Source organism: Pseudomonas sp. P9_35 (assembly GCF_034008205.1).
Classification (GTDB): Bacteria; Pseudomonadota; Gammaproteobacteria; order Pseudomonadales; family Pseudomonadaceae; genus Aquipseudomonas; species Aquipseudomonas kilonensis.
This window is the reverse complement of record NZ_CP125373.1, coordinates 1795581-1818265: the sequence shown is the minus strand read 5'-3', so window position 1 is coordinate 1818265 and position 22685 is coordinate 1795581. Positions and strand designations below refer to the sequence as shown.

Below are 22685 nucleotides of genomic sequence, written 5' to 3'. Positions count from 1 at the left end.
TTGAGCGGCCTAGAATATCTGGTCCCGGGCCCGGTGTCCGGCTACAGTAAGGTCTTTGTCGACTAAGGCTTCGTGCATGACATTTCTGCGCCCCACCCTGCTGACGCTCGCTTGCCTGCTTGCCTCACCGGGCTTCGCCGACGACCTGCCGTCACTTGGCGATGCCAGTTCTGCCATCGTCTCGCCAGAACAGGAGCACCAACTGGGCCGCGCCTGGCTGGCCCTGCTGCGCAGCCAGGTTTCACAGCTCAACGATCCACAGCTCAAGGACTACGTCGAATCCAGCGTCTATAAACTGGTGGAAACCAGCCAGGTCAACGACCGACGCCTGGAGTTCATCCTGATCAACAGCCCGCAGCTCAACGCCTTCGCCGCACCTGGCGGAATCGTCGGGGTCAACGGCGGCCTGTTCCTCAATGCACAGACCGAAGGCGAATACGCCTCGGTCATGGCCCACGAACTGGCGCACTTGTCACAACGCCACTTCGCCCGCGGCGTCGAAGCCCAGCAGCGCATGCAAGTGCCAATGATGGCCGCGCTGCTGGCCGGCATCGTGATTGCCGCCGCCGGTGGCGGTGACGCGGGGATCGCGGCCATCGCCGGGACCCAGGCTGCGGCCATCCAGGAACAACGGCGTTTCTCGCGCCAGAACGAACAGGAAGCGGACCGCATCGGCATCCAGAACCTCGAGAAAGCCGGCTATGATCCACGGTCCATGCCGACCATGTTCGAGCGTCTGATGCGCCAGTACCGGTTCGACGCCAGACCCCCGGAATTCCTGCTGACTCACCCGGTGACCGAATCCCGGATCGCCGACACCCGCAACCGCGCCGAACAGGCCAAGCCGGGCGGTATCGAGGACAGTGTGCGCTATCAACTGATTCGCGCTCGGGTCCAGTTGACCTACGAAGAAACCCCGGGCCTGGCCGCCAAGCGCTTCCGGGCGCAGCTGGATGAGAACCCGAAGAACGACGTGGCACGCTATGGCCTGGCGATCGCGCAGATCAAGGGGGGCCAGTTGAATGAAGCCCGGGAGAACCTCCAGCCGTTGCTGGCCAAATCGCCCAACGAGATCATCTACAACCTCGCCCAGGTGGACCTGGACATCACCAACAACAAACTGGCCGACGCTCAATCGCGCGTCGAGCGGATGCTGGGCCAATACCCAGGCAACTATCCACTCAACCAGGTACGCGTCGACCTGCTGCTCAAGCAGAACCGCCCCGCCGATGCCGAGAAGGCCCTGGAATCCTTGCTCAAGACCCGCCCGGACGATCCGGACGTCTGGTACATGGTGGCCGAGACCCGCGGGCTGTCGGGCAACATCATCGGCCTGCATCAGGCTCGTGCCGAGTACTTCGCACTGGTAGGCGACTACCGTCAGGCCATTCAGCAGTTGGACTTCGCCAAACGGCGCGCCGGCACCAATTTTCCCCTGTCGTCACGCATCGATGCCCGACAGCGGGAACTCATGGAGCAGGAACGCATGGTCAAGGACATGATGGGCTGAGCATTTGCCAGGCAATAAAAAACCGCCTCTCTCGAGGCGGTTTTTTTTGAGCCGCTAACCGGTCATTCGGCCAGCTTGAAGGTGATGAAGCTGGCACGCCCCTGGCGCAGGACCCGCATCGACACCGAACGATTCTTCGGCAACGCCTTGGCGATGTCGGTGAACTCCTTGGCGGAACCGATGGCCTGGTTGTTCAGGTGCGTAATGATGTCGCCCGGCTGAAGGCCGATCAGGGCGGCAGGACCATCCTGCACCTCCTTGATCACCACACCGCCCTGGAGCTCCAGGGTGCGCTTCTGCTCTTCAGTCAGTTCGGCCACCGCCACGCCCAGACGGTTGCTGCTGCGCTCGACGCCAGACTTGGGCAGCGAATCCAACTCCTTGCCTTCTTCAGGAATGGCGCCGACGGTCAATTCGACGTTCTTGCGCTTGCCTTCACGAATCACTTCCAGATTGGCCTTGGCACCGGCCTTGAGGGCACCCACCAAGTGCGGCAGGTCGGCAGACATGACGATCGGCTGACCATTCATGCTCAGGATCACGTCACCCACTTGCAGGCCGCCCTTGGCAGCCGGGCCACCTTCCTGGATCTGCGCCACCAGCGCACCGGCCGGTTTTTCCAGCCCGAACGACTCGGCCAGGTCCTTGTTCACTTCCTGAATGACCACGCCCAACCAGCCACGGCTGACCTTGCCTTCGCTTTTCAGTTGGTTGGACACGTCCATGGCAACGTCGATCGGAATCGCGAAGGACACGCCCATGAAGCCACCCGAACGGGTATAGATCTGGGAGTTGATGCCGACGACTTCACCCGCGAGGTTGAACAGCGGGCCACCGGAGTTACCCGGGTTGATCGGCACGTCGGTCTGGATGAACGGCACGTAGTTTTCGTTCGGCAGGCTGCGACCGATGGCGCTGACAATGCCCTGGGTCACGGTGTGGTCGAAGCCGAACGGCGAACCGATGGCCACGACCCATTGGCCGGCTTTCAGGTCCTGGGATTTGCCCAGCTTGAGCACGGGCAGATCCTTGCCTTCGATTTTCAACAGCGCCACGTCGGAACGTGGATCGGTGCCGATCAGCTTGGCCTTGAGCTCACTGCGATCGGCCAGGCGTACCAGGATTTCGTCGGCATCGGCGATCACATGGTTGTTGGTCAGGATGTAGCCATCAGGCGAAATAATGAAACCCGAACCCAAGGATTGCGCTTCGCGCTGGCGACCACCGCCGGGCGAACGGGGTTGTTGCGGCATGCCGCGCTCGAAGAACTCTCGCAGCATCGGCGGCAAGCCTTCCAGGTCCGGCATTTGCTGGTCCGATACGCGGCGATCCGGCAGTTTCTGGGTCGTGCTGATGTTCACTACGGCGGGCGACGCCTGCTCGACCAATTGCGTAAAGTCGGGCAACTCGACCGCCACGGCAGGAACGGCCTGGCCGAGCACAAGCACGGTGGCAAGGATAGAGAGATAGGTTTTCAAGCGTGGTATCGACATACGGCTCCCGTTACGACGAGCATGGTTAAGCGATATGGAGCAAGGAATACCAGGAAAAGATACGCCGGTATTTTTGTTCCGGAACAGACAAGGCCAGGGCCGAGCGGCTCTGACCTATAGAAAAAAAGCTGGTTTTTTGCAAATGAAAATACTGACAGGAAGTTTCGGCATTTCGATCAAGCCCTGGCATCATCAGCCTCTCGCACAATCGAACCACCCATGCAGCCAGCAGGCTATTGAGTCGCCGTGACGTCGGAGCGCATGGAAAGCGCAATCCGTTCCGCCGTACCGATAGGAATCTCACCGACCACCGTGACCATCATTTCGCCCTGGGGCGTCGTGAGCCTGCGGGAGACGGCAGCCGTCGGGCCGAGCTGAGTACGGGTATCAGTGGCGTTGGCACCGTTCAACGGTTCCAGGAACACCGAGAAGCGCGCCAGGCCATCGTCGTACATCAAGCTGTTGACCTGGACCTGGGTGTCCGGGTCCTTGCGCACGGCACTGCTGGACAGCTCGAAACCAGGCGGCAGCCAGTCCGAGTGCCAGGCGGCTTTCACCGCGACGACCTTGACGGAATCCTGCGTGACAGCCTTGCATTCGGCGCTGGCTTGCAGATCACCGTCTGTCGGCGCCGCGACATTCAAGCGGGTGAACTGGAAACGTTCGAGCAACTGGCCCTTGTCATTGAGCAACAGGGACTTGAGCGGCAAGCCAGTCTCTTTGTCCAGGTGCAGCTCGAAGCCATAACGATGCTGGTCCTTGGGCGTCAACGCCACAATGACCGCTTGACGCCCGGCCACGCGCGACTTGCCAATGACGGCCAGGTCGTACCAATTCTTGAGTTTTTGCGGATCGAGCGCACGTGAGGTGCCGTCAGGCGTATTGCCCAGCCCCGCGATCAAGGAGCCACTGACGCATTGAGTATGTCCATCAATGCGCATGACTTCCTGTGCCGAGCCGTCGAGCTGGAGTAACCGCTCGCGGACTTTGCCATCCTGGACGCGATGCCAGATGTTATGGGTAGAAAAACTACCGTTGCGCTCGTAAACGAAAGTGCCCTGGAAGCTCTGCTGCTGCTCGGCTTGACTCAGGCGGTTCAACCAATCCTGAGCCTCATCGGCATGGGCTGGAATCGCACACCAGCCACCAAGCAGAAGCGTGAATAGAGGTATGGCGCGCAATGGTTTTCCTTATTAACGGTTTTCCATGCTGGCTGCACGGGCGTAAGGCAGCGCGCTTTCAGTACCTTTCAGGGCAGCTTGCTGAGCATGCTGACGCAGGTAGTTGGGCAGACGCTGATCATGCCAGCCAGGTTGGCCTTGCAGAACACCATTGACCATCGGGCCTGCGGTTTCCGAGCCTTCGCTGTAACCGGCCAGTACTGCTGGGCCTTTGACCTGTGGAGCGACCAGGCCTGGCTGGTTGGACTGTTGCGCCATCTGCACGCCGGCAATCTCATCCTGGTTGTACAGGCGCACACCGGCCAGTACGGCCACGGTGACCGAAGCGGCTACTGCCAGGCGACCCAGGCTGCGCCATGGTCCGCGGGAGGCTTTTGCCGGTACGGCTTCGTCAGCCAATGCAGCGGAAACGGCCGCAGCGATGTCCAGGCGTGGAAGCAACAAGTCCTTGTGCATCACGGCCCGGGCGATCTGGTAACGAGCCCAGGTCTCACGGGTTTCAACATCGTCGAAGGCATTCAATACCCGACGCAATTCCAGTTCGTCCGCTTCGTTGTCCATAACTGCGGACAGCGATTCCTGCAGGGCTTCACGACTCATGGCGTTCCTCTCTTGGCTGTCGCCGCTGTCTCTAGTTTTCCTGCAACAAAGGTTGCAGGGCTTTATCAATGGCCTCCCGGGCGCGGAAGATCCGGGAGCGCACGGTGCCTACAGGACATTGCATGACGCTCGCAATGTCTTCGTAACTCAGACCGTCGAATTCGCGTAAAGTTAAAGCCGTACGCAAATCTTCGGGCAATTGCTGGATGGTTCGATGGACAGTGCCTTCGATCTCATCCCGCAGCAACGCGCGTTCTGGTGACTCGAGATCCTTGAGGCCATGATCGCCATCATAGAACTCGGCATCCTCAGAACTTACATCGCTATCCGGCGGCCGGCGGCCGCGTGAAACCAGATAGTTTTTCGCCGTGTTGATGGCGATGCGGTAAAGCCACGTGTAAAACGCGCTGTCCCCGCGAAAATTACCAAGTGCGCGGTAGGCCTTGATGAAGGCTTCCTGAGCGACATCCTGCGCTTCATGGGTGTCGTGCACGAAACGCACGATCAACCCGAGAATTTTGTGCTGGTATTTAAGCACTAGCAGATCGAAAGCTCGCTTGTCGCCGCGTTGGACGCGCTCGACCAGCTGCTGATCCTCTTCCTGGGTTAGCATGAACACTCCTCGATAAGCTCGAAGGAGGCTTGCATTACTAATTGACCGGGCTTGCAAACATAGACTCGGGCTTTTCGCAAAAGTTCTCCCCCTTCCAAGCAAGTTTCCGGCGCGCTCTGATCTCGGCACGCACGAAAAACGCAGCAGGAGATTCCCCGGCTGCGCGAATAATCTGTCACCGGGACTGACGGCAGAGACTCCAATCGAAATCTTGCACCAACCCGACGCTGCTCCCTTTTGCAGACAACCGTCTATTGAACGTAGGCGCTCGGCAAAAGTTCCCGCTATTTATAGCGCTGCACACTGAATATCAGGCAACCGTGACGAGATAAACAGCGTTCTGTCCTCGAAACGGCGGCCTTATCGATGTTGTACCCAAACCGGCGATCCGACGAAGCGTGTCGCTTTTCTGTCACGCTGGTTTCACATTGCCATGAATGCCCGGCTATTGTGCCGATCCCCCCCTCTATATACTAGTGGGCTGCGTGGCTGCCTGACCCGTTGAAGCGGTGTCTTGCGCCAACCCCGACCCGGGTCGCCTTGAGCGGAAACCATTCGAATGAGCCAACAGTTTCAACACGATGTTCTGGTAATCGGCAGCGGAGCCGCCGGATTGAGCCTGGCACTGACGTTGCCTGCGCATTTGCGCATTGCAGTCCTGAGCAAGGGCGACCTGGCCAACGGTTCGACCTTCTGGGCCCAGGGCGGTGTCGCAGCCGTACTGGACGATACCGACACCATTGAATCCCATGTCGACGACACCCTCAACGCCGGCGGTGGCCTGTGCAATCCACAGGCGGTGCGTTTCACCGTGGAGCACAGCAGGGAAGCCATCCAGTGGCTGATCGACCAGGGTGTGCCGTTTACCCGTGACGAACAATCGGGCACCGAAGACGGCGGTTTCGAGTTCCACCTGACGCGCGAAGGCGGTCACAGCCATCGGCGCATCATCCATGCGGCCGACGCCACTGGAGCAGCGATCTTCAAGACCCTGCTCGCACAAGCGCGACTGCGGCCGAACATCGAATTGCTGGAACAGCGCGTCGCGGTCGACCTGATCACCGAAAAACGCCTGGGCCTGGACGGCGATCGCTGCCTCGGCGCCTACGTGCTCAATCGCGGCACCGGTGAAGTCGACACCTACGGCGCGCGCTTCGTCATCCTGGCATCCGGCGGCGCAGCAAAAGTCTATCTTTATACCAGCAACCCCGACGGCGCCTGCGGCGATGGCATCGCCATGGCCTGGCGTTCGGGTTGCCGGGTGGCGAACCTGGAGTTCAACCAGTTCCACCCCACCTGTCTCTATCACCCGCTGGCCAAGAGCTTCCTGATCACCGAAGCCCTGCGTGGCGAAGGTGCACACTTGAAGCTGCCCAACGGCGAACGCTTCATGCAGCGCTTCGATCCGCGCGCCGAACTGGCACCGCGCGACATCGTCGCCCGGGCCATCGACCACGAAATGAAGCGCCTGGGTATCGATTGTGTTTACCTGGACATCAGCCACAAGCCCGAAGCGTTCATCAAGAGCCACTTCCCGACGGTGTACGAACGCTGCCTGGAGTTTTCCATCGACATCACCAAGCAGCCGATCCCGGTGGTGCCGGCGGCGCATTACACCTGCGGTGGCGTGATGGTCGACCAACAGGGCCGCACCGACGTGCCTGGCCTGTATGCCATCGGCGAAACCAGCTTCACCGGCCTGCACGGCGCCAACCGCATGGCCAGCAACTCGCTGCTGGAATGCTTTGTCTACGCCCGCTCGGCGGCGGCAGACATCCTGGCGCAATTGCCGCAGATTGCCGTTCCAGCCGCCCTGCCCTCGTGGGACGCCAGCCAGGTCACCGATTCGGACGAAGACGTGATCATCGCGCACAACTGGGACGAACTGCGGCGATTCATGTGGGACTACGTGGGCATCGTGCGCACCAACAAGCGCCTGCAACGGGCGCAACATCGGGTGCGCCTGCTGCTGGATGAAATCGACGAGTTCTACAGCAACTATAAAGTCAGTCGCGACCTGATCGAGCTGCGCAACCTGGCCCAGGTGGCCGAACTGATGATTCGCTCGGCCATGGAACGCAAGGAAAGCCGGGGGCTGCATTACACGCTGGACTACCCGAACCTGCTGCCCGAGGCACGGGATACTATCCTGGTGCCGCCCACCTACGCCGACTGAACCTGAGCCGCACCCGCAGGCGCCGATGGATATCCGGCGCCAGCGCGTCGCGCGGCACACACACCGACCGGACCCGCCGTTCACCCTGCAAGCGAAAACGCAGCACGACGATCATCGGCAACGCCAGGCTATCGGGGCGCAGTTGCACAGCCCGCCACCCATCGGCCCGACTCCAGAGTTGCCAGCCAGCGGCATTACGACGCAGCCCGCAGAAAGCCCGGCGATGGGTCAGCACTACATATCGGGGAATCACCCAGGCGCCATGGGCCAGGCACAATACGATGCCAAGCGCTGCGAACCAGGACGGTACGGACAACAGGAACAACGAACCCAGGGCAAACACCTGGGCCAGCAGATAGGCCGCCAGCAGTTGCCCGGAGGCCTGCCAGCGGCATTCGAAGCGCTTACTTGGGTTGGACACGGTCCAGAATCATCCGGACCATGCGCTGCAACTCAGGGTCTTCGGATTCGCTGCGCTCCATGAACCAGCCGAACATGTCCTGATCCTCGCATTCGAGCAGGCGGACATAGCACGCGCGGTCCACTTCATTGAGATGGGGATAAACCTCTTTGACGAATGGCACCAGCAACACGTCCAGTTCAAGCATGCCGCGGCGGCTGTGCCAGTAGAGGCGATTCAGTTCAACATCTTCGACCATGGAGCGCTCCTCAAATAGAGCGCAAGTATACAGGCCCCGCCGCAGTGGAACAGACAGCTTTGGTCGGGCACCACCGATCCTTTGTGAACTACCCATTTCAAGGGCGCCACCTTATGATGTCCACCAGACCTTTTATCCTGCGATGACCCATGGCTGATTCCGCTTTTTTCTGCACCCTGTCCCACGAAGGCGTCCTCGCGGTCCGCGGCGTGGATGCCAGCAAATTCCTGCAAGGCCAATTGACCTGCAACCTCGACTACCTGAGCGACAGCCGGGCCAGCCTCGGCGCCCGCTGCACCCAGAAAGGCCGGATGCAATCGAGCTTCCGCATCCTGCTCGAAGGCGACGGTGTGTTGATGGCCATGGCCGCCGAACTGCTCGAACCGCAACTGGCCGACCTGAAAAAATATGCCGTGTTCTCCAAATCCAAGCTCACCGACGAAAGCGCGGCCTGGGTTCGCTTCGGCCTGGAAAACGCCGACAAGGCGCTGACTGGCCTGGGCCTCGAACTGCCAAGCGACACCGACAGCGTGGCTCGTCATGAAGCCTTGATCGCCATCCGCGTATCTCCCGGTCGCGCCGAATTGTGGGCACCCGCCGAACAGGCACAGAAGCTGCGAACCCGCCTGGGCGCAGAATTGGCCGAAGCGGACCTGAACCCCTGGCTGCTGGGCCAGATCCGCGCCGGAATCGGCCAGGTCATGCCAGCCACCCGCGAACTGTTCATCCCGCAGATGCTCAACCTGCAAGCCGTCGGCGGCGTCAGTTTCAAGAAAGGCTGCTACACCGGCCAGGAAATCGTCGCCCGCATGCAATACCTGGGCAAGCTCAAGCGACGCCTGTACCGCTTGCAGCTGGACGCCAGCGAACTGCCGGAACCCGGCACGGCGCTGTTCTCCCCCACACATGGCAGTTCCATCGGCGAAGTGGTGATGGCTGCCCGCGGCGAAGGAAGCATCGAACTACTGGCGGTATTGCAGGCCGAAGCAGCAGAAGACGACAATTTGCATCTCGGTACCTTGGAAGGCCCACGCCTTCAACAGTTGGACCTGCCTTACGAACTGGATCGCGACCGCGAAATCCAGCGCTGATCGCAGCATTTGCCGCAATACCCTAGAGAACCGAAATGAGCGATTTGGCGGATAAGGTCCAACGGGATTTGGTGCAGGCCATCGACAACGATGACTTGGTTCTGCCGACATTACCGGAAGTGGCCCTGCAGATTCGCCGGGCCGCCGAAGACCCGGAAATCAGCGTCAGCAACCTGAGCAAAGTGATCGGCCGCGATACGGCCCTCTCGGCACGCCTGATAAAAGTGGTCAACAGCCCACTGCTGCGCGCCACCCAGGAAGTCACCGACCTGCACACGGCCATCACTCGATTGGGCGTCAACTACAGCAGCAACCTGGCCATCGGCCTGGTCATGGAGCAGATTTTCCACGCCCGCTCCGAGGTGGTGGAACTGAAGATGCGCGACGTCTGGCGCAAGAGCCTGGAGATCGCCGGCGTCAGCTATGCGCTGTGTCGCGGTTACACCCAACTCAAGCCCGACCAGGCTGCGTTGGGTGGGCTGGTGCACCAGATCGGCGTGTTGCCGATCCTGACGTATGCGCAAGACAACAATGAATTGCTGTCGGACCCGGTCAGCCTCAATCACGTCATCGAAACGATTCACCCGGTGCTGGGGGACAAACTACTCAGCGTCTGGGAGTTTCCGGAGCGGCTGGTGAAACTGCCGGGGCTGTATCTGGATTTCACCCGGGATTCCAAGCAAATCGATTATGTCGACCTGGTGCAGGTCGCAGCGCTGTATTGCTACAAGGACACCGACCATCCACTGAGCATGATTGACATGTCCGGGGTTCCCGCCTTCAAGAAACTGGGCATCGACCCGGAGAACAAGGCCCGCTGCGCGGATATCGAAGACGCGCGGTCGATGTTCTATTAGAGACATCTGAAGCCACGAAGGCCTCTCTGGCCATGCCGCTCTTTTGTGGTCAGGAGACGCTTTTGTGGCGAGGGAGCTTGCTCCCGCTCGGTCGCGCAGCGGCCGCAAAAGCTTCGGGCTGCTTCGCACCCCAGCGGGAGCAAGCTCCCTCGCCACAGGATTTTGCATCGTCAGGGTTACCCTGGGATAAAACTCACCCGCACCTTCAACCCGCGCTCCTGCCCATCGTGCAAGGTGATCTGCGCCAGGTGCGCACGGCAGATTTCGCCGACGATCGCCAAGCCCAGCCCCGAACCGGCCACTTGCTGGTTGCGTCGATAGAAGCGCTCGAACACCCGGTCCCGCTCGTGCAGCGGAATGCCGGGGCCATCGTCCTCGACCTCCAGCACGGCCGGGGCAGAAACCCGCAGGATTACATTGCCGCCCGATGGGGTATGGGCCAGGGCGTTGTCCACCAGGTTGCTCAACAACTCGTTCAACAAGGTCGGCTCGCCCCGCAGCCATACCGGTTCGTCGGCTTCCAGGGCCAGCGCCACCCCTCGGGCATGGGCCAGCGGCGCCATGGCCATGCCCAACTCACGGGCCAACTGACTGAGATCAAGCAGTTGCGCACCGCCCTCGGCAATGGCCCGGGCGCCGTTTTCCACACGCGCCAAGGACAGCAGTTGGTTGGCCAGGTGGGTTAGCCGGTCAGTACCTTGGGCCGCAGTTTCCAGGGTTTCACGCCAGGTCGCTGGCTCGCTGGCTCGCAAGCCCAGCTCAAGACGCGCCTTGAGCGCGGCCAAGGGCGTGCGCAGCTCATGGGCGGCATCAGCGATGAACTGCGCCTGACGCTCGAATTGCCCGCGCAGACGCTCGGTGAAATGGTTGAGGGCCCGCACCAGTGGCCATAATTCGTGCTGCACTTCCACCAGCGGCAACGGTCGCAGATCATCCGACTGGCGTTCCTCCACCGCCGTGCGCAAGCGCTCCAGCGGGCGCAATGCCGCGCTGACTGCAAACCACACCAACAGCAGCGCGCCCACGGCCAGCATGCCCAGGCGCAACAGCGTGTCGGCCATCAGCCCGCGGGCCATGCTGACCCGCGCCTCTTCAGTCTCCGCTACGCGAATTTCCGCCATGCCGTTCATGTTCGGCTCGCTCACGGCCTTGAGCAGGCTCACCACCCGCACGTTCTGACCCTGATAGCGAGCGTTGTAAAAACGCGCCAGGGCTGGGTAATCGTCCGTGCGCGGCGTGCCGGGCGGCGGGCCGGGGAGGTTTTCGTAGCCGGAAATCAGCTTCTTGTCGATGTCATTGACCTGGTAATAAATGCGCCCGGCGCTGTCGTAGGCGAAAGTATCCAGGGCCACGTAGGGCACATCCGCACTGAGGCTGCCGTCACGCGCCGAAAGGCCCGCGGCGATGGTCCGGGCCGAGGCCAGCAGGGTCCGATCGTAGGCGGTGTCGGCAGCCTCGCGACCGTTCCAATAGGCGCTCAAGCCGCTGGCGAGCATCAAGACCACCAGCAGCAGTGCGAGGTTGCGAAGCAGCCGCCAGCGCAGGCTGTCGGGCTTATGCATTGCGATTTTCCAATAGGTAGCCAAGGCCGCGGAACGTCACGATCGCCACCGCACGACCATCGAGTTTCTTGCGCAAGCGATGGACGTAGATTTCGATGGCGTCGGGGCTGGCCTCTTCGTCCAGGCCGAACACTTGGGCCGCCAGTTGCTCCTTGCTCATCACCCGCCCCGGCCGGGCGATCAACGCCTCCAGCACGGCTTGCTCGCGGGACGTCAGGGTCAACAGCTCATCGTCGAGGGTAAAGCGGCGGGTGTCCAGGTCATAGACCAGCCCGCCACAGCGCTGCTGGCGTTCACCGCCCAGCACGCTGCGGCGCAACAGTGCCTTGACCCGAGCCTCCAGCTCAGTGAGCTCGAATGGCTTGGCCAGGTAATCGTCGGCGCCGAGGTTCAGGCCATGGACACGGTCCTTGACGTCGCTGCGAGCGGTCAGCATCAGCACCGGCAAGGTCTTGCCGCGGGCCCGCAGACGCGCCAGAACCTCGAAACCGTCCATGCGCGGCAGCCCGACATCCAGGACCGCTACTGCGTATTCCTCGCTGCTCAAGGCCAGGTCGGCCGCGACGCCGTCGTGCAGCACGTCCACGGTCAAACCAGTGCTCTTGAGCGCTTGGGCAACGCTTTCGGCGAGCTGCAGATGGTCTTCGACGAGCAGAACACGCATGGATTATTCCTCGATTCAGGGATGGCCGACGCCATTCTTTGGCGCGGAGTTTACAGCCGCATCCGCGACTGTGAAGGCAAAAAACACGCTGAAAGCTTTTGAAAGGTTAGCGAAAGGTTAGGCCGTTAGAGTCACTTTACGGATAGTTTCGACTGACCGCCGCGGCCCGATCGCGAATGAAAAATGCCACGAAGCGTTTTCGTCCTAAAATAAGAAAAATAAAAGCGGAGTACTCACCATGCTGTCCATGCAGCTACAGGCCCCAGCGCCTGCTCGCCCTTCTCGCTCCAACCAGACCGCCTTGGGCGGTGTCGCCCTGTATTCAATCCCGGTAACGACCTGCGCGCCCCATCAGCGATGACCTGGGCGGGATCCGTCACGACACATTTTCACCACACATAACAACAATCCTGTGGAGACAACAATGAACCTATCACTGCGTAAAGTAGCCCTGGCCGCCGGATGCCTGATGTTCGCCGGGCAGTTGCTCGCCGCCGATCCATCCAAAGAGCCCAAGCGCCCCGAATGCATCGCCCCGGCGGCACCGGGCGGCGGTTTCGACCTGACGTGCAAACTGGCGCAAAGCGCGCTGGTGAACCAGAAGCTGCTGACCAAACCCATGCGCGTGACCTACATGCCCGGCGGTGTTGGCGCGGTGGCGTACAACGCAGTGGTCGCCCAACGTCCGGCCGACGCCGGCACGCTGGTGGCCTGGTCCAGTGGTTCGTTGCTGAACCTGGCCCAAGGCAAGTTCGGTCGTTTCGATGAAAACGCCGTGCGCTGGCTGGCGGCCGTTGGTACCAGCTACGGCGCCATCGCGGTAAAAAGCGATTCGCCCTACAAGAACCTCGACGATCTGGTGCAGGCCCTGAAGAAAGATCCAGGCTCGGTGGTGATCGGCTCCGGCGGCACCGTCGGCAGCCAGGACTGGATGCAAACAGCCCTGATCGCCAAGGCTGCCGGCATCGACCCGCGCAAACTGCGCTACGTGGCACTCGAAGGCGGTGGTGAAATCGCCACGGCCCTGCTCGGCGGTCATATTCAGGTCGGCAGTACGGACATTTCCGACTCCATGCCGCACATCCAGAGTGGTGACATGCGCCTGCTGGCAGTGTTCTCCGATAAACGCCTGGACGAGCCGGAAATGAAAGACATCCCGACCGCTCGCGAACAAGGCTACGACATCCTCTGGCCAGTGGTCCGTGGCTTCTACCTCGGGCCGAAGGTCAGCGATGAAGACTACGCCTGGTGGAAAGACGCGTTCGACAAACTGCTGGCTTCCGAAGAGTTCGCCAAGTTGCGCGACCAGCGCGAGCTGTTCCCGTTCGCCATGACCGGACCGGAACTGGATGCCTATGTGAAGAAACAAGTGGCTGATTACAAGGTGCTGGCCAAAGAGTTCGGCCTGATCCAGTAACCGTCTCTGTTCTCGCGGCGGCGCCGGCACTGTCGGCGTCGCCCAGGAGTTAGTCATGCTCACCATCCAACGTATTTTTGCCGCGGTGCTGCTACTGGTCTGTATCGGCCTGGCGCTGATGGCTTGGCCCTATCAAGCCGCCTTTTCCTACGAACCGGTCGGCCCGCGCGCCTTTCCCTTGCTGATGCTCGGGCTGATGGGGCTGGCATTGCTGTACATGGTGTTTCGCCCTACACCCATCGTGCACAGCGACGAAGACCCGCACCTGGACCGCGAAACCTTGCAGAAAATCGGCATCTGCGTGGTGCTGCTGCTGGTATTCGCCGGGACCTTCGAACCCCTGGGCTTCATCCTTGCCAGCATCCTGATCGGCGTGCCGATGGCGCGCCTTTACGGCGGTCGCTGGGTGCCGAGCGTGGTGATCATCAGCCTGATGGCCATCGGTCTTTATCTGTTGTTCGACAAGCTGATGGACGTGCCGCTGCCCCTGGGCCTGCTCGACGTCCTGGAGAATTGATATGGATACCCTGAATTATCTCGGCCAGGGTTTTGGCGTTGCACTGACTCCCTACAACCTCGTCACAGCACTGACCGGCACCCTGATCGGCACCGTGGTCGGCCTGCTGCCGGGCCTGGGCCCGATCAACGGCGTGGCGCTGCTGATCCCGATTGCCTTTGCCCTGGGGCTGCCGCCGGAATCGGCGCTGATCCTGCTGGCCGCGGTGTACCTGGGTTGCGAATACGGCGGACGTATCAGCTCGATCCTGCTCAACATCCCGGGTGAAGCCTCCACCGTGATGACCACCCTCGACGGCTACCCGATGGCCCGCCAAGGCCTGGCCGGCGTGGCGTTGTCGCTGTCGGCGTGGAGTTCGTTCATCGGCGCGTTCATCGCCACCTGCGGCATGGTGTTGTTCGCACCGCTGCTGGCCAAATGGGCGATTGCCTTCGGGCCGGCGGAATATTTCGTGCTGATGGTGTTCGCCATTGTCTGCCTCGGTGGCATGGCCGGCGACCGACCGCTCAAGACCTTCATCGCGGCGCTGATCGGCCTGTTCCTGTCCAGTGTCGGGATCGATGCCAACAGCGGCGTCTACCGCTTCACCGGTGACAACATCCACCTGACCGACGGCATCCAGTTCGTCGTGCTGGTGCTGGGCCTGTTCTCCATCAGCGAAATCCTGTTGCTGCTGGAAAAAACCCATCGCGGCCAGGAAGCGGTAAAAGCCACCGGGCGGATGATGTTCAACTTCAAGGAAGCCGCGTCGGTCTTCACTGTGAACCTGCGCTGCGGCGTACTCGGTTTCATCATGGGCGTGCTGCCGGGTGCTGGTGCGACCCTGGCCAGTGCCGTGGCCTACATGACCGAAAAACGCATTGCCGGCGCCGGTGGCACGTTCGGCCAGGGCGACAAGCGCGGCCTCGCCGCCCCGGAAACCGCTATCGGTGGCGCGGCCTGCGGTGCGCTGGTGCCGATGCTGACCCTCGGTGTTCCCGGCTCGGGCACCACGGCGGTGATGATCGGCGCGCTGTCGCTGTACAACATCACGCCTGGTCCCCTGCTGTTCCAGCAACAGCCGGACATCGTCTGGGGCCTGATCGCGTCGTTGTTCGTCGCCAACGTCATGCTGGTGATTCTCAACATCCCGATGATCCGCATCTTCACCCGGATCCTGGCCGTGCCGAACTGGGCGTTGGTTCCGGTCATCGCGATCATCACCGGGATCGGTGTCTATGCGGTGCATGCCACCACGTTCGACCTGTTCCTGATGATCGGTATCGGCATCTTCGGCTATATCCTGCGCAAGCTGGACTTCCCGCTGTCGCCGGTGCTGCTGGGCTTCATCCTCGGTGGCCTGATGGAGCAGAACCTGCGTCGTGCGCTGTCGATTTCCAACGGTGCGCTGGAGATCCTCTGGTCGAGCCCGATCACCTTCGGCTGCTGGGTGCTGACGGCGATCATGCTGTTCATGCCATTGCTGCGGATCTGGCGGCGCCGCGCCGCACAACGTCGCGCCCTGGCCAATGTCTGAGGCGATATTCAGACAATGGTGGGGAACACCGCTGGTCGGCCTGGCCGGCGGTTACCTGGCCAGCCTGATCGGCTGGCCTTTGCCCTGGATGGTCGGCTCGTTGCTGGCGATCATCCTGGTGCGCTGTCTTACGCCGTGGCAACTGATGGAAATCCCCGGTGGCCGTAAATGCGGCCAATGGGTGGTGGGCATCGGTATCGGCCTGCACTTCACCCCGGTGGTGATGGAGCAGGTCCTGAGCCACTTCGGCCTGATCTTCTTCGGCGCGCTGATCACCAGCGTGTCCAGCGTGGTGAGTGTCTGGCTGATGCGTCGCACCGGCGAGGATCGCGCCACCGCGTTCTTCTCGAGCATGCCGGGCGGTTCCGGCGAAATGGTCAACCTCGGCGCCCGCAACGGCGCCGACCTCAGTCGTGTTGCGGCGGGCCAGAGCCTGCGAGTGCTGGTAGTGGTGCTGTGCGTACCGGCGGCCTTCAAGTACCTGTTGGGCGAAGGTGCACCGGTGCAACACGCCACGACGGTGGACTGGCTGTGGCTGGCGATGCTGTTCCCGGCGGGCGCCCTGCTCGCCTGGGTCTGGGAGCGCTTGCGCCAACCCAATCCCTGGTTGTTCGGACCATTGCTGGTCAGTGCGGCGGTGAGCGTCGGTTGGGACCTGCACATCGGCCTGCCCAACGGCGCCAGCCAGGTCGGCCAGTGGTTGATCGGCAGCGGATTGGGTTGTCATTTCAACCGGCAGTTCTTTCGTCGGGCGCCGTCGTTCATGGGGCGTACCCTGATCGGCACGGTGTTGACGATGCTGATCGCCACTCTCGCGGCGTTGGGCCTGAGCACCCTGACCCAGCTGGACCTGCGTTCACTGACCCTGGGCATGATGCCCGGCGGCATCGCGGAAATGAGCCTGACGGCCGAGACGTTGCAACTGTCGGTGCCATTGGTGACGGCGTTGCAGGTGATGCGGTTGTTGTTTGTGCTGTTTCTGGCGGAGCCGTTGTTCAGGTATTGGATGCGCAAGCCGGGTTCGGACTTGTAGACCGAGTTGCCTTCATCGCGAGCAAGCTCGCTCCCACAGAGGATCTGCGGCGAGCACCCATTTTGCATCCCACCACAAAACCCATGTGGGAGCGAGCTTGCTCGCGATGAGGCCCTTACTGCCGACCACTTAAAGCGGCGGCAACCGCCAATCAATAGGCGCCTCGCCATGTTGCTCGAGAAACTTGTTGGCCCGACTGAAATGCCCGCACCCCAGAAAACCCCGATAAGCCGACAACGGCGACGGGTGGACCGAGGTCAGCACCAAGTGCTTGGTGGCGTCGATCAGTTTCTGCTTGCCCTGGGCATGGGCGCCCCATAACAGGAAGACCAGGTTCTGCTGGTGTTCGCTGACCACTGCGATGACCCGGTCGGTGAAATGCTGCCAGCCCTTGCCTGCGTGGGCGTTGGCGTTGGCACGCTCCACGGTCATGGTAGTGTTGAGCAGCAACACGCCTTGGTCGGCCCAGCTTTGCAGATAGCCATGGTTGGGAATATCGATGTTCAGGTCGCGCTTCAATTCCTTGAAGATGTTCACCAGCGACGGCGGCGCTGGCACACCCGGCTGTACCGAAAAGCACAAGCCATGGGCCTGGCCCGGACCGTGGTAGGGATCCTGGCCGAGGATCACCACCTTGACCTTGTCCAGCGGCGTGGAATTAAGGGCGTTGAAAATCAGCGGTGCCGGTGGATAAATTTCCTTGCCGGCGGCGTATTCCCGACGCAGGAATTCGCGCAACTCTGCCATGTAGGGCTGGTCGAACTCGGCACGCAGTGCCTGCTTCCAGCTCGGTTCGAGTTTGATACGGTCGTCGGCAGTCATGGTTGCATCCGGTAAAAACAATGGGCGCACCCTAGGAAAGCCTACATGGCTTGTCAATTGATCTGACGCAGAACCAGCACTTTCCTACGCAGCGGTCATACTGATTATTCAAATTTCTGATCGAGGTCACGATGAATCTGCACTTCGAAGAGCTCACCGGCATCGACGGTGCCCGTATCGGCATCGCCACCCTGGACGCCGAAAAATCCCTGAATGCCTTGTCCCTGCAGATGATCAACGCCTTGCGTGATCGTCTCGATGCCTGGGCCCGGGAGCCGCAGGTCGTGTGTGTGTTATTGCGCGGCAACGGCGCCAAGGCGTTCTGCGCTGGCGGTGAAGTACGCAGCCTGGTAGAGGCCTGCCGTGCCCATCCCGGTGAAGTACCGCCGCTGGCTGCACAATTCTTCGCGGCGGAATACCGCTTGGACTTCAACCTGCACACCTACCCCAAACCCCTGCTGTGTTGGGGCCATGGTTATGTACTGGGCGGCGGCATGGGTCTGCTGCAAGGGGCGAGTACCCGCATCGTCACACCAAGCAGTCGCCTGGCAATGCCGGAGATCAGCATCGGCCTGTACCCGGATGTCGGCGCCAGTTGGTTCTTGTCGCGCCTGCCCGGCAAGCTCGGCCTGTTTCTCGGCCTGACCGGCGCCCACATGAATGCCCGGGACGCCATCGACCTGGACCTGGCCGACCGCTTTTTGCTGGATGAACAACAGGACGACCTGATCGAAGGCCTGCTGCAACTCAACTGGCAGGAACAGACCGAGATGCAGCTCAACAGCCTGCTCAAGGCCCTGCAACAGGAAGCGGTCGACCAAATGCCCGAAGCCCAATGGCTGCCACGTCGGCAGAAAATCGATGAATGGCTGGATGTCAGCGATGTGCGCTGCGCCTGGAAAGCCCTCAGCCTGCTGGTGGACCACTCGGACCCACTGATCGCCCGCGCCGCCAAGACCATGACCGAAGGTTCGCCCTTGACCGCTTATCTGGTCTGGGAACAGATCGCCCGTGCCCGGCATTTGTCCTTGGCCGGCGTGTTCCGGATGGAATACACCTTGAGCCTCAACTGCTGTCGCCATCCGGAATTCAGCGAAGGCGTGCGCGCGCGGCTGATCGACAAGGACCACAAGCCCCGTTGGCACTGGCCGGACATCAACCATGTGCCCGAAGCGGCGGTGGAAGCGCATTTCCACAAGGCGTGGGAAGGGCGGCATCCGTTGGCGGATTTGTCCAACGAGTAACGATCCAGGAAAAAGATCCCTGTGGGAGCGAGCTTGCTCGCGATTACGGTGGGCCAGCAATATCGAAGTGCCTGACACACCGTAATCGCGAGCAAGCTCGCTCCCACAAGTTATCCCATCGGGTTTATTGCAGGCACAAAAAAAGCGGCGCTCAATGCGCCGCTTCTTGTTGCCCAACGATCAGCGGTGACTGCCCCGTCCATCGTGATCGCCGCGTCCCCGATGATCACGTCCGCCTCGACCGCCTCGGTCGTCATTCCAGCCGCCCCGGTCATGGCCGTCCCAGCCACCCCGATTCGGATAAGACCGGTACGCCGCTCGCGGTGGCGAGTAGTAGCGTGGGCCTTGTTGGTAGTAACGCGGTGCCGAGTAATAGCGCGGCGCCGGTTGGTAATACCGCGGGGCGTAATAGCCACGCGGAGCCGAATAATAACTCCCGCCACCGTAATAGACCGGCGATGGTGAGGTGTAGACCTCGGAACGGTAGTAGCTTGAGTCTCCGTCGTAATAAGGCACGCATGCCGAAAGAGTCAAACCGAGAAACGCAATGAGCAGCAGTCGTCGATACATGGCGGCCTCCTGGACCGCGAATGGGCCACATCAGCGACGCTGATGGGCGGCAGCCAACTTTGTGTGACTGACGCATATTCAGACAGCAAAATCGGAATCTGGTGCGACCTGGCAACAACTAGAAACATGTCGCTCGTCGCCCTCTTCCGGTGCGCGACGGCACCACAAGCAAGCACAAACCCGTCCTCAGGTATCCCTCCCCTACACCTGCCCTCTCTAACCCGGGCCTTTGCTCGAATTGGCACGGCTCTCGCTTTAACAAATCCCGTGCAGGAGTCATCACAGGTTCGCGGCACCACAATTTGCAATGGCTGACTAGGGTTCCGGCTCGCTTCTGGCGAGTGGCTGGTCCGAGAGTTGGCGACCTCCAGTTGAGGTTACACGGCGGGACAAAAGCCCGGGAGACAAGCCACCGTTCGCGGTGCCGCGTTGCTCCTGTCCGCCCTTGATCAACTGGAGAACCACCATGCTCAAGCTTCGTCTGTCAGCCCTGCTCCTCGCCGCCCTCTCGGCCCTCGCGAGCTTCTCATCCGCCGCCGCCCAAAAAGACCACTTCAGCGTCTGCTGGACCATTTACGCCGGCTGGATGCCCTGGGAATACGCCGGTAGCCAAGGCATCGTCGATAAATGGGCGAAAAAATACGGCATCCAGATCGATGTGGTGCAGCTCAACGATTACGTCGAATCCATCAACCAGTACACCGCCGGTCAGTTCGATGGCTGCACCATGACCAACATGGACGCCCTGACCATTCCCGCCGCCGGTGGCGTGGACAGCACCGCGCTGATCATCAGCGATTTCTCCAACGGCAACGATGGCATCGTCCTCAAGGGCGAGGACAAGAAAGTCGCCGACCTCAAGGGCATGGACGTCAATCTGGTGGAACTGTCGGTGTCCCACTACCTGCTGGCCCGCGCCCTGGATTCGGTTGGTCTCGCCGAGAAAGACTTGAAAGTCGTCAACACCTCCGACGCTGATATCTCTGCCGCCTTCAACACCGACCAGGTCAAGGCCGTCACCACCTGGAACCCAATGCTCTCGGACATCAAGGCCCAGCCAGGTGTGAGCGAAGTGTTCAATTCCAGCCAGGTTCCCGGCGAAATCATGGACATGATGGTGGTCAACACCCAGACCCTCCAGGACAACCCCGCCCTGGGCAAAGCGTTGACCGGCGCCTGGTTTGAAGTGGTGGCACTGATGAACGCAAAAAACGCCGCGAGCAAGACGGCGCTGGAACACATGGCCAAAGCGTCAGGCACCGACCTCAAAGGTTTCCAGGCGCAACTGGACACCACCAAGTTGTTCGCCACGCCCAAGGAAGCGCTCACCTTCGCCACCAGCGAGCAACTGCCCGCCACCATGGGCAAGGTGGCCGAGTTCTCGTTCCAGCACGGCTTGTTGGGTGAAGGCGCCAAGGACACCAACGCGGTCGGCATGGCGTTCGCCAATGGCGTGACCCGCGGCGACAAGGCCAACCTCAAGCTGCGCTTTGATCCGACCTACGTGCAGCTGGCCGCCGACGCCAAGCTGTAAACCGGAGGACCTGGCATGCGCCTGATCAACCGCTACCCGGATCGTCCCAGCCGCTTGTTGCTGGTGATCCTGCCATTCGCGCTGGTGTTGTTCGCCTACTTCATGGGCTCGGCCGAACGGTTGACGGACAACCCCAACGACAAGCTCCTGCCCAGCGCTGTGCAAATGGCCGATGCGGTCAAACGCCTGGCCTTCACAGCCGATGCCCGCAGCGGCGACTACCTGCTCTGGCAAGACACCGTGTCGAGCCTGCGCCGGTTGGCCATCGGCCTGGGCATCAGCGCCCTGGCCGGGCTGTGCCTGGGCATTGCCGCCGGTACGTTGCCACTGTTTGGCGCACCGCTGTCACCGTTGCTCACCGTGGTGTCGATGGTGCCGCCACTGGCCATCCTGCCGATCCTGTTCATCGTCTTCGGTCTGGGCGAACTGTCGAAAGTGATGCTGATCGTGATTGGCATCACACCGTGCCTGGCGCGCGACCTGGAACAGCGCGCCCGGGAAATTCCGCCCGAACTGCTGATCAAGGCCCAGACCCTCGGTGCGTCGACCTGGACCCTGATGCTGCGGGTGGTGTTGCCGCAACTGCTGCCGCGCCTGTTGATTTCCCTGCGGCTGATGCTGGGTTCGGCCTGGCTGTTCCTGATCGCCGCTGAAGCCATCGCCTCTACGGATGGGCTGGGCTATCGGATTTTCCTGGTGCGTCGTTACCTGGCGATGGACGTGATCTTGCCGTATGTGGTGTGGATCACCCTGCTCGCCTGGCTGATGGACTGGGGCCTCAAGCGCCTGACCCGGCAAGCGTTCCCCTGGTACGAGGGGGCGAAGGCATGAGCTTCATTACGGTGAACAACGTCTGGCAACAGTATGCCGACCAGGTGGTCCTGGAGCGTTTGAACCTGAGCGTCTCTGAGGGTGAGTTCTGCACCCTGGTGGGTGCCTCGGGTTGCGGCAAATCGACCTTCCTGCGCTTGCTGCTGGGCCAGGAACGCGCCAGCCGCGGACAGATTCTCCTGGACGGCGCGCCCTTGGCCGGCGAGCCGGATGCCAGCCGGGGCGTGGTGTTCCAGCGTTATTCGGTGTTCCCGCACCTGAGCGTGCTGGACAACGTGACCCTGGGCCTGGAGTTGCCGCGCTCAGCACTTTTGGGGCGGCTGTTCGGCAGCGCCAAGCGCCAGGCCCGCGAAGAAGCCGCACAACTGCTGGACAAGGTCGGCCTGGGCCATGCGCTGGATAAATACCCGGCGCAACTGTCCGGAGGCATGCAACAGCGGCTGGCGATCGCCCAGGCACTGATCATGAAGCCGCGTGTCCTGCTGCTGGACGAGCCCTTCGGCGCCCTCGACCCGGGCATTCGCAAAGACATGCACGCCCTGTTGCTGGAGCTGTGGCGCGAAACCCGGCTGACGGTGTTCATGGTCACCCATGACCTGTCCGAAGGTTTCAGCCTCGGCACACGCCTGCTGGTGTTCGACAAGGTCCGCACCGACCCGCACGCCCCCGGCGCCTATGGCGCACGCATTACCTACGACATTCCATTGAACAGCGACCGCCGCACCGCCCGTGCCGCCGTCGACGCCCTGCCCGCCGAACTGGCCGGCACGTTGCGTATCGCTTGAAAGGAGTTTC

The 22685-nt window shown here is 61.5% G+C and carries 22 protein-coding genes and 1 riboswitch; of the genes, 12 read left to right on the top strand and 10 right to left on the bottom strand.

Annotated elements, in window-relative coordinates:
* Positions 1 to 76: 76 nt before the first annotated feature.
* Positions 77 to 1510 carry a M48 family metalloprotease gene (locus QMK47_RS08105; protein WP_258690541.1) on the top strand — a complete coding sequence of 478 codons (1434 nt, stop codon included), beginning with the start codon at positions 77 to 79 and terminating at the stop codon, positions 1508 to 1510.
* A gap of 62 nt (positions 1511 to 1572) precedes the next feature.
* Here the strand turns inward: QMK47_RS08105 and QMK47_RS08100 are convergent, their stop codons facing one another.
* From QMK47_RS08100 to rpoE, 4 genes are all read right to left on the bottom strand, one after another.
* Positions 1573 to 3003 carry a DegQ family serine endoprotease gene (locus tag QMK47_RS08100; RefSeq protein WP_072347114.1) on the bottom strand — a complete coding sequence of 477 codons (1431 nt, stop codon included), beginning with the start codon at positions 3001 to 3003 and terminating at the stop codon, positions 1573 to 1575.
* A 233-nt stretch (positions 3004 to 3236) separates the two neighbouring features.
* Complete coding sequence (locus tag QMK47_RS08095) at positions 3237 to 4184, bottom strand: MucB/RseB C-terminal domain-containing protein (protein ID WP_253472234.1); 948 nt, start codon at positions 4182 to 4184, stop codon at positions 3237 to 3239.
* Between the two features lie 12 nt (positions 4185 to 4196).
* Positions 4197 to 4784, bottom strand: coding sequence for a sigma-E factor negative regulatory protein (locus QMK47_RS08090; RefSeq protein ID WP_057449745.1), 588 nt, complete (start codon positions 4782 to 4784; stop codon positions 4197 to 4199).
* Positions 4785 to 4815: 31 nt separating this feature from the next.
* Positions 4816 to 5397, bottom strand: a complete 582-nt coding sequence (rpoE, locus tag QMK47_RS08085; protein WP_003172477.1) for an RNA polymerase sigma factor RpoE — start codon at positions 5395 to 5397, stop codon at positions 4816 to 4818.
* Positions 5398 to 5956: 559 nt separating this feature from the next.
* On the opposite strand from rpoE, the gene nadB reads away from it, so the two are divergent.
* Positions 5957 to 7573: an L-aspartate oxidase gene (nadB, locus tag QMK47_RS08080; protein ID WP_253472232.1), complete on the top strand. Its 1617-nt coding sequence runs from the start codon at positions 5957 to 5959 to the stop codon at positions 7571 to 7573.
* On the opposite strand, the gene QMK47_RS08075 is transcribed toward nadB, so the two are convergent.
* Together QMK47_RS08075 and QMK47_RS08070 are read right to left on the bottom strand one after the other, a co-directional pair.
* A complete protein-coding gene (locus QMK47_RS08075; RefSeq protein WP_258690539.1) occupies positions 7542 to 7994 on the bottom strand; it encodes a protein YgfX in 453 nt (150 codons plus the stop codon). The genes nadB and QMK47_RS08075 overlap by 32 nt on opposite strands.
* A complete protein-coding gene (locus QMK47_RS08070; RefSeq protein ID WP_003184348.1) occupies positions 7978 to 8232 on the bottom strand; it encodes a succinate dehydrogenase assembly factor 2 in 255 nt (84 codons plus the stop codon). Before QMK47_RS08070 ends, QMK47_RS08075 begins: the two co-directional genes overlap by 17 nt.
* Before the next feature lie 149 nt (positions 8233 to 8381).
* Here QMK47_RS08070 and QMK47_RS08065 point away from each other — a divergent pair, with 149 nt between their 5' ends.
* Together QMK47_RS08065 and QMK47_RS08060 are read left to right on the top strand one after the other, a co-directional pair.
* Complete coding sequence (locus QMK47_RS08065) at positions 8382 to 9323, top strand: folate-binding protein YgfZ (RefSeq protein WP_320390030.1); 942 nt, start codon at positions 8382 to 8384, stop codon at positions 9321 to 9323.
* Between the two features lie 35 nt (positions 9324 to 9358).
* Positions 9359 to 10180, top strand: a complete 822-nt coding sequence (locus tag QMK47_RS08060) for an HDOD domain-containing protein (RefSeq protein ID WP_320390029.1) — start codon at positions 9359 to 9361, stop codon at positions 10178 to 10180.
* Between the two features lie 176 nt (positions 10181 to 10356).
* Here the strand turns inward: QMK47_RS08060 and QMK47_RS08055 are convergent, their stop codons facing one another.
* Together QMK47_RS08055 and QMK47_RS08050 are read right to left on the bottom strand one after the other, a co-directional pair.
* Entirely contained in the window at positions 10357 to 11742 is a 1386-nt protein-coding gene (locus QMK47_RS08055; protein WP_214512093.1) for a sensor histidine kinase, read from the bottom strand.
* The gene (locus tag QMK47_RS08050) at positions 11735 to 12406 is read right to left on the bottom strand and encodes a response regulator (RefSeq protein ID WP_253472224.1); all 672 of its coding nucleotides are present in this window, start codon (positions 12404 to 12406) and stop codon (positions 11735 to 11737) included. The genes QMK47_RS08055 and QMK47_RS08050 overlap by 8 nt, the downstream gene beginning before the upstream one ends.
* A gap of 424 nt (positions 12407 to 12830) precedes the next feature.
* On the opposite strand from QMK47_RS08050, the gene QMK47_RS08045 reads away from it, so the two are divergent.
* The 4 genes from QMK47_RS08045 to QMK47_RS08030 are packed head-to-tail and all read left to right on the top strand — an operon-like array spanning position 12831 to position 16889.
* Positions 12831 to 13823, top strand: coding sequence for a Bug family tripartite tricarboxylate transporter substrate binding protein (locus tag QMK47_RS08045; RefSeq protein ID WP_003198777.1), 993 nt, complete (start codon positions 12831 to 12833; stop codon positions 13821 to 13823).
* Positions 13824 to 13878: 55 nt separating this feature from the next.
* Positions 13879 to 14340, top strand: coding sequence for a tripartite tricarboxylate transporter TctB family protein (locus tag QMK47_RS08040; RefSeq protein ID WP_253472222.1), 462 nt, complete (start codon positions 13879 to 13881; stop codon positions 14338 to 14340).
* Position 14341: 1 nt separating this feature from the next.
* Positions 14342 to 15856: a tripartite tricarboxylate transporter permease gene (locus tag QMK47_RS08035; protein ID WP_253472220.1), complete on the top strand. Its 1515-nt coding sequence runs from the start codon at positions 14342 to 14344 to the stop codon at positions 15854 to 15856.
* Positions 15849 to 16889: an AbrB family transcriptional regulator gene (locus QMK47_RS08030; protein WP_258690536.1), complete on the top strand. Its 1041-nt coding sequence runs from the start codon at positions 15849 to 15851 to the stop codon at positions 16887 to 16889. Before QMK47_RS08035 ends, QMK47_RS08030 begins: the two co-directional genes overlap by 8 nt.
* 129 nt (positions 16890 to 17018) lie before the next feature.
* Here the strand turns inward: QMK47_RS08030 and ung are convergent, their stop codons facing one another.
* Complete coding sequence (gene ung, locus QMK47_RS08025) at positions 17019 to 17711, bottom strand: uracil-DNA glycosylase (protein WP_320390028.1); 693 nt, start codon at positions 17709 to 17711, stop codon at positions 17019 to 17021.
* 131 nt (positions 17712 to 17842) lie between these two features.
* On the opposite strand from ung, the gene QMK47_RS08020 reads away from it, so the two are divergent.
* Positions 17843 to 18955, top strand: coding sequence for an enoyl-CoA hydratase/isomerase family protein (locus QMK47_RS08020; RefSeq protein ID WP_258690534.1), 1113 nt, complete (start codon positions 17843 to 17845; stop codon positions 18953 to 18955).
* Positions 18956 to 19135: 180 nt separating this feature from the next.
* Here the strand turns inward: QMK47_RS08020 and QMK47_RS08015 are convergent, their stop codons facing one another.
* The gene (locus QMK47_RS08015; RefSeq protein ID WP_214512099.1) at positions 19136 to 19525 is read right to left on the bottom strand and encodes a hypothetical protein; all 390 of its coding nucleotides are present in this window, start codon (positions 19523 to 19525) and stop codon (positions 19136 to 19138) included.
* Positions 19526 to 19829: 304 nt separating this feature from the next.
* A riboswitch (guanidine-I (ykkC/yxkD leader) is annotated at positions 19830 to 19931 on the top strand.
* Between the two features lie 60 nt (positions 19932 to 19991).
* Here QMK47_RS08015 and QMK47_RS08010 point away from each other — a divergent pair.
* From QMK47_RS08010 to QMK47_RS08000, 3 genes are read left to right on the top strand one after another with little or no spacing between them, the layout of a single operon-like run.
* Positions 19992 to 21059 carry a putative urea ABC transporter substrate-binding protein gene (locus tag QMK47_RS08010; protein ID WP_253472214.1) on the top strand — a complete coding sequence of 356 codons (1068 nt, stop codon included), beginning with the start codon at positions 19992 to 19994 and terminating at the stop codon, positions 21057 to 21059.
* A 15-nt stretch (positions 21060 to 21074) separates the two neighbouring features.
* The gene (locus QMK47_RS08005) at positions 21075 to 21890 is read left to right on the top strand and encodes an ABC transporter permease (RefSeq protein ID WP_258690533.1); all 816 of its coding nucleotides are present in this window, start codon (positions 21075 to 21077) and stop codon (positions 21888 to 21890) included.
* Positions 21887 to 22675 carry an ABC transporter ATP-binding protein gene (locus tag QMK47_RS08000; RefSeq protein WP_214512102.1) on the top strand — a complete coding sequence of 263 codons (789 nt, stop codon included), beginning with the start codon at positions 21887 to 21889 and terminating at the stop codon, positions 22673 to 22675. Before QMK47_RS08005 ends, QMK47_RS08000 begins: the two co-directional genes overlap by 4 nt.
* Positions 22676 to 22685: the final 10 nt, after the last annotated feature.